Genomic DNA, 6,792 nt, shown 5'->3' on the forward strand with positions numbered 1-6,792 from the left:
GGCCTCAGCGCCGCGGGCCGGACCACATCCCGTGCGGGTCGGCCGCGGGGTCATCGGCCGGCGGGTAGCGGACCTCGGACGACGGCCACCGGGCCCGCAGCACGGCGGCCGCGCGGCGGCCCGCGCCGGTGTCAGTCGCGCTGTAGTCATCCGCGGCCGGGGCCGCGATTCCCGGGGCGGCGGCTCCGTGGACCACGATCACCGTCCACCCTGCGTGCGACAACTGCTCGCGGTACCGCTCGGCGCCGCGACCCGGGTTCGGTGGCGTCGCGGAGTCCGCGGCGGTGAAGACCACGCAGCGGGCATCGGGATCGGCCAGCGGCAGCTCCACCGTGAAGTGCCCCATCCGCATGGTGTGCCCGTGCCGGAAGCCTTCGAGCCCTGCCGCTCGGAGCTCCAGTCGTACCCGCGTCGAGACGGCCGAACCCGACCGGGGGTCCGCCGCGCGGGCGACGGCTACGAAGTCCCGGGCGCCGCGGCCGGAGGGGTGCTCGAGCGCGCCCGCCAGCTGGCCCGGCAGCTCGGGCACCATCGCGCACAGCCGCTCCACCGACACCACCGCATCCTCGAACCCGAGGTCGCCGGCCAGGTCCCGGCAGGTCCGCAGCGGGGTGGTGACCCGCAACCCGTCGATCTCGGTGACAGCCGACGGCGGCAGGGTGCCGTAGCGGTAGATCCGCCCCGGACGGGACCGACGCGTCGACGGCAACCAGATCTCGGGCGGCGCGTCCACGGGCACCGAGTCGTCACCCCACAGCAGGGCGGCGCTGCGGCCGCGTAGCACCCCGTCCGGCCAGGTCCGCGCCAGGGCGATGCTGCGGAGCCGGAGATCATCGGGCTGGTCGTCGCGTCGGTACAACCCGTGCCAGATCCGCTCGTAACGGTCGCGGTCCCGGGCGTCGGGGACGGCGGCGGCCAGCTCGGCCGCGGTCAGCGGGCCCGGCGGCAGCGCGAGGATGTCGGCCGGGGTCGTCGGCGCGGTCGGGGTCGAGGTCGGAGTGTCCATGCCACCTACTCTGCCCCGACGCCCCGCCGCGTTCCGGCTGTCCGCGGGTCCGGGGCTGGCCAGATGTGGAATTCGGGGCGGCTGTGGATCAGCCACCGCGATGCCGGTCTGAGGGGTCCGCTCGGAACCTAGGCTGGACCGGTGATCGAGTTCGCGCTCTTCTGCGCTCCCGCGGTGCTCTACGTGGTCGTGCAATCGCGTCGGGGCGACCGGTCACCCGCGGCCGCGCTCGACCGGATCGGTGCGCGATGGGGCGCGCCCTCGGCGTACGGGTGGGCGCTCCTCCTGCTCATCCCCCTGGTGGCGGCGAGCTGGTCGGCGATCGCGCTGATGCCCGCCGAGGTGGTGGACGATCCCGGCGTCACGGTCGCCCGGGTCACCTCGGCCGGGGCCGTCGTCGGCGTCGCGCTGCGGGCGGTGGGCGAGGAGGTGTTCTTCCGCGGGCTCCTCGGCGGCGTCCTCGTGCGTCGACTCGGGTTCGCCCGCGGCAACCTGCTGCAGGCGGCCGCGTTCGTCGTCCCACACCTCGCGCTGCTCCGGATCGACGCCGGCCTGTGGCCGATCGTCGTGATCCAGTTCACGGCGGGCTACGCACTGGGGTGGCTCCGGCACCGGACCGGGACGTTCGTGCCCGGTGCCGTCGTCCACGTCGTCGCGAACGTCGTGGCCGGACTCGTCACCGCCTGAACGCGGCGGCGCCGCTACACCCCGTAGAGCCGCGCCCAGGTCTCCCGGGTCGTGAGCTCGGCCTGCGCCTTCCGCCACCGCTCCTGCGCGGCGGGCGCCTCGCGGACGAACCGGGCCAGCAGCGCCGCGAGACGCTTCTGCAGCTCGGTGGCGCGCGCGGGGTTCACCTTCCGGTGGTGCACGCCGGTCTGCGAGGCGTCTGTCACGTAGACCTCGTCGAACAGCGACACGTGCCACCAGGCGGCGTCCTCGTACGGGATCGCCACCACGCCGCGGCGCTGCCGGCCGAGTTTCTGGGTGAGCAACCGCTTGCCCAGCACCTGGTCCTCGCGGTCCTCGCGCGGGATCCCGACCTTGCGCTCGACTCTGATCCCCGCGGGGAGCGCCTCCACGGCGAGCTTGGCGGTCTCGGGATACTCGGCGCGCTCGGCGCGGATCGCGGCGAGCGCGGCCTGCCCGCCGTCGCCCACCCCGTGGGAACCGTCGGGCCCGTCGAGGAACGCCTCGATCCCCCGCATCCGTGTGGCCGCCAGGCCGTACTGCATCCCCACCATGGCCCGCAGGACGCTCCGGCCGAGGTTCTTGGCCATGCTCTTCGGTTCGATCCCCTGCCGGATCGCGGCGGTGACCAGCGAGTTGCGCTGGGAGAAGAACTGGCCGAAGTCGTCGCCGTCCTTCCAGTAGAAGTCGGCGTGCCACACGGCCGCGCCCTGCAGCGTGCACGTCGGGATCCCGGCCTGGCGGCACCGGAGGCCGTACTCGATGTCGTCCCACTGGAAGAAGTACGGCATCGGCAGGCCCACCTCCTCCACCGCCTCGCCGGGGACGAGGCAGGACCACCAGGCGTTGTACTCGGCGTCGATTCGCCGCTCCTGCCGGTTCTCGACCACCGACTCGTCGCGCAGCGCGTACTCGTCGGCGTCGAGGCCGCCGCGGAGCTCGTCGAGCTGCGTGCGCTCGGCCGAGACCAGCAGGTAGTCGGGGTTGTACAGGTACAGCATCTGCGCCCCGACCAGCATCGGCTCGCGCGTCACGGCGGCGAAGGCGAACAGGCGCAGCACCGTCTCCGGCTCCACCCGGACGTCGTCGTCCATGAGCAGCACGTCCACCGGGCCGGCGGCGCCCGGCGCGGTGGCCTCGTACAGCCCGCGGCTGAAGCCCCCGGCACCGCCGAGGTTGGGCTGGCGCAGGTAGTGCAGCCGGTCGCCGAACTCCTCGGCCGCGTGCCGGAACGCCTCGCGGGTCTCCACCAGATCGGTGCCCTGATCCGTCACGTAGAGGTCGTCGATGAGATCCGCGACGAGGGGATCCGAGGCCAGCGAGTCCACCGTGGCCGCACAGTCGTCCGCCCTGTTGAACGTGCAGATCGCCACGGCAGCGCGGCGGGCGGGCCTCGTCGTCGTCGTACTCCACACCACCTCCGACACGGTCGCCGGCGCGTCCACGGCGTGCAGCTCCAGCCACATCGCGCCACCGTCGGTGAACGCGTCCACCGGCACGTGCAGCACCGCCATCCCGTCACCGTGGTGGTGGACCACGTCCACCGTCCGCACGTGGGAGCCGATATCGGAGGCGCGGACCAGCACGTCCAGCTGCCCGGTCGTCTCCACGGACACGCGCACGGTGAGCTCGGTGACCGAGGTCCACCGCTGCCAGTAGGAGGCCTCGAACCGGCCGAAGTAGGTGTTGGTGTCGACGATCGCGCCGGCGTCCATGTGCAGCTCGGCGCGGGTACGTCGCACGACCCCGCGCACGATGCGCGAGTACAGGTCGTCGTTGACCCACCGGCGCGGGCCCGAGAACAGCGTGCGCTGGAGCAGCAGGTCGCGCTCGGGCTGCGGGGCGGCGGTGTCGGGGCCCGCGGCGGTCACGGTGGTGGCGTCCATGAGGCGATGCGCTCCTGGTGGGGTCGGTGCGGGGACACGGCCCGTCGGGGCCGCGCGGCGGCGGGCCGCTCAGGGCCCGGTCGCGCCGTCCAGGCTAGTCGCCGGCCCGGCGGCGGCCGCGTCGACGACCGGTGAGTCGGTGTTCGGGGGCTGCACGGGCGGGGTGAACGGGGGGATCCCCGGCGGCGGCAGGAGCGGCGGGTGGTCCGCGGGCACCGGCAGGACCTCGTACAGCCGGGCGCCGGGGTTGCCCTCGACGAGCCGCAGGTGGGGGTTGAGGTCGAGCCCGATGAACCCGCCCGGCCGACCCGGGCCGCCCACGACGCCGGTGCCGACGATCACCCAGCGCACGTCCTGCCGCAGTACCTCGTGCGTGACGGACGGGTCGAAGCCGTAGCGGTTGATCGAGGTGTACAGGATCATGCGGTCGGCGCCGACCTGCGCGACCGGGTCGTCGGCGAGCGGCGCGCCGAACACCACGGGCACGCCGTGCAGCGCGTACGCCCACGCGGTGCCGTCGAACGGATCATTGAGGACCACGCCGCCCTCGTGCCGCTCGGCGAGCGCGTCGAGCACCGCGCGTTCGCGGGCGTTGACCGCCGGGCCGTCGCCGTAGCCCCACACCCGCAGGTCGCGGGCCAGGACCGCGTGCCCGGAGACCGTGAGCAGCCCCAGCACGGCCACCACCACGACGCCGGTCCGCGCGGCCGGGCGGCGGGCCGAACCGAGCGGGACGAGCGCCCGCACGCCCGCGCCGGCCAGCACGGCCGACGGCAGCACCAGCAGGGAGGCGAACCGGTAGAAGTCGTCCCACCAGAAGCCGGTGAACACCCGCACCCAGTCGCCGTCCACCGCCGCGGCCAGCACGTACAGCGCCCCGTAGACCACGAGCGCGGCGGCGGGCGCGGCGAGCGGGCGACGGCGCCGCGGGTCCACGACCGCCACCGCCAGGCCCACGAGCACCGCGATCGCCATCCCGATCGAGGACAGCGCGGTGGGCCCGAGGTCGAACACGCCGGCCACCGCGCGCGGCACGCCCACCTCGCGCGGCCACGAGAACCCGGCGAGCGACTCGGTGGTCCCGGCCGAGACCATCGTCGCCGACCACAGCACGTACGGGGCCGCCGCGACCGCGGCCAGCGCGAAGCCGCCGAGGACCGCGAGTCTCGGCCGCGTGCCGGGCGCGGCGACCAGCCCGGCGACGGCCTGGGCCGCCAGCGGGATCGCCGCCGCGAGCGCCACCGACGGGTGCACCGACCAGGCCCCCGCCATCCCCGCCCCGAGCAGCGCCGCGTGCGCGAGCATGCGCGGCCGCCGGGCGGCGAGCTGCTCGCCCAGCAGGACCAGGCCCGGGATCACCGCCACGCCCAGCGCGAACGGCAGCACCGGACCGCGGCCCAACGCGAGGTACGGGAAGGTCCACGCCGCGCCCGCCACGACCGCCGCGCCGACCGCCGCGAGCCGCGACCCGCCGCACAGCCGCCCCGCCAGGACCGCGACGCCCAGCGCGAACACCACGCCGGTGACCGCCGACACCGCGTTGAGCGCCTGCGGCAGCCCGCCGCCCACACCCAGCAGCAGGGAGGCCAGGGCGTGGTAGGTGTCCGGGTAGAAGAAGTGCGGGTTGGCGGGCTGGCTCACCGGCGCGAGATCGGTGAGACCGGCCCGCCCGGTCTCGGCGATGAACCGCGTGGCGCCGCCGTGGAAGATCGCGTCCCAGCCCTGCGGGATGGCCGTGAGACCGCGGGTGGCGACGAGGACCTGGACCGCGGGGATGAGGGCCAGGGCGACGACGATGAGGTCGACCACCCCCGGGCCCGGCCCGCGACCGCGCACCTCGTCGTCGTCATCGGACCCCTCGCCCCGCCGCCACGTCCCCCGGTCGGTGACCCGGGCGGCGATCCCGAGCGCGGCGGCGGCGAGCAGCCCCACCAGCGCGGTCACCCCCGCCGACGCGAGGCCCCACCGCACGTCGGCGGCGGCCGTGACCGCGCACCCCACCGCCGCCACCGCGGTGGTCAGGGCGGGGCCCGCGGCGAGCGCGTCCCGCCACCGCGCGCCGGCGGCCAGGCAGATCAGCGCGCCCGGCACGACCAGCAGCGCCAGCGCGGCGGCGAGCAGGAGCGCGACGGACATGCCGGTCAGCGGACCCGGAAGATCACAGTCCGCTGGACGATGAAGTTGGTGACGGTCGCGACGCCCTGGGCGATGACATACCCGATGGTCGTGGCCCAGAAGGTGCTCCAGTCCAGTCCGTGGAAGAACGGCACGAGGACCATGAACAGACCCCACTGCACGCCGAACATGAGGGCGTACAGGCACATCGTGGCGATGAACCGCGCCCGCGACGGCTCGGCCCGGAACGTCCACCGGCGGTTGATGCCGTACGCGGTGAGCGTGCCCGCGACGAACGACAGCGCCTTGGCCGGGCCGTAGCCCAGACCGGCCAGCATGAGCAGCTGCAGCAGGCCGTAGTCGACGACCGCCGAGAGCACCCCGGTGAGGAAGAACCGCACGATCTGCGTCTTGAGATCGGTGCCCTCCCGCGGGTCGGACTCGTGGTGCGACTCCAGCGGGTCCACCGCGCCGCGCAGGGAGTCGAGGACGGAATCGACGGGATCGACCGGGTCGGCGGAATCGGCGGAATCGGCGGAGTCGCTCCTGGCGCCGGCGTCTCTCGGGGAAGAACTCACCAGCACAGGGTAGGCCGCGGCTCCGACACGTGAACATCCACACAGGGGGCTTGTGCGGCCCCGGCGGGCGTGTCATCCTTTTCTCCATCGCGGGCACACCAGCCCGTTCCCGGTCGAACCGTCCGGCGACACCTCCGCCGAGACCGTCCGACCCCGCTGGAGCGATCCGCTCGCGGCACACCCCATCTCTTCCCGGCGCCCACGCCACGAGGTCCGCGCCTTCTCCCCGGGTGAGCCGCCGTCGCCTCCACCCCCACGCACGCGAACGACCCCCGTCGTCGTCCCGCCCCGAGCGGTGACGCGCCGGGCCCGTCGTCCTTCCACGACCAGGAGTGAGTCCCATGTCGCAGTACCGCAGTCCCGCCATGAACAACGCCCCGACCGCGTTCTCCTACACGCCCACCGGGCGGGCGATCCCGCCGTCGTCGCCGCTGCGCACGCCCAACCATCGCCCGGCGTCGCCGTCGTACACGCCCACCGGCCGCGTCGTCCTGTCGACGCCCACCACCCGCGGCTCCGC

At 74.6% G+C, this 6,792-nt stretch carries 5 protein-coding genes; 1 reads left to right on the plus strand and 4 read right to left on the minus strand.

What is annotated here, in order from left to right; all coding sequences use genetic code 11:
* Positions 1-4: 4 nt before the first annotated feature.
* On the minus strand, positions 5-1,006 hold the full coding sequence (locus DCI01S_RS12315) for a hypothetical protein (RefSeq protein WP_061229495.1): 1,002 nt from the start codon (positions 1,004-1,006) through the stop codon (positions 5-7).
* 141 nt (positions 1,007-1,147) lie between these two features.
* On the opposite strand from DCI01S_RS12315, the gene DCI01S_RS12320 reads away from it, so the two are divergent.
* Complete coding sequence (locus DCI01S_RS12320) at positions 1,148-1,693, plus strand: CPBP family intramembrane glutamic endopeptidase (RefSeq protein ID WP_061229496.1); 546 nt, start codon at positions 1,148-1,150, stop codon at positions 1,691-1,693.
* 14 nt (positions 1,694-1,707) lie between these two features.
* Here the strand turns inward: DCI01S_RS12320 and DCI01S_RS12325 are convergent, their stop codons facing one another.
* The 3 genes from DCI01S_RS12325 to DCI01S_RS12335 form a co-directional block, all read right to left on the minus strand.
* Complete coding sequence (locus tag DCI01S_RS12325) at positions 1,708-3,579, minus strand: glycosyltransferase (protein WP_061229497.1); 1,872 nt, start codon at positions 3,577-3,579, stop codon at positions 1,708-1,710.
* 69 nt (positions 3,580-3,648) lie between these two features.
* Entirely contained in the window at positions 3,649-5,715 is a 2,067-nt protein-coding gene (locus tag DCI01S_RS12330; RefSeq protein WP_061229498.1) for a DUF6541 family protein, read from the minus strand.
* Between the two features lie 5 nt (positions 5,716-5,720).
* Positions 5,721-6,278, minus strand: coding sequence for a GtrA family protein (locus DCI01S_RS12335; RefSeq protein WP_311200830.1), 558 nt, complete (start codon positions 6,276-6,278; stop codon positions 5,721-5,723).
* Positions 6,279-6,792: the final 514 nt, after the last annotated feature.

The organism is Dietzia cinnamea NBRC 102147, assembly GCF_001571065.1.
Lineage (GTDB): Bacteria > Actinomycetota > Actinomycetes > Mycobacteriales > Mycobacteriaceae > Dietzia > Dietzia cinnamea.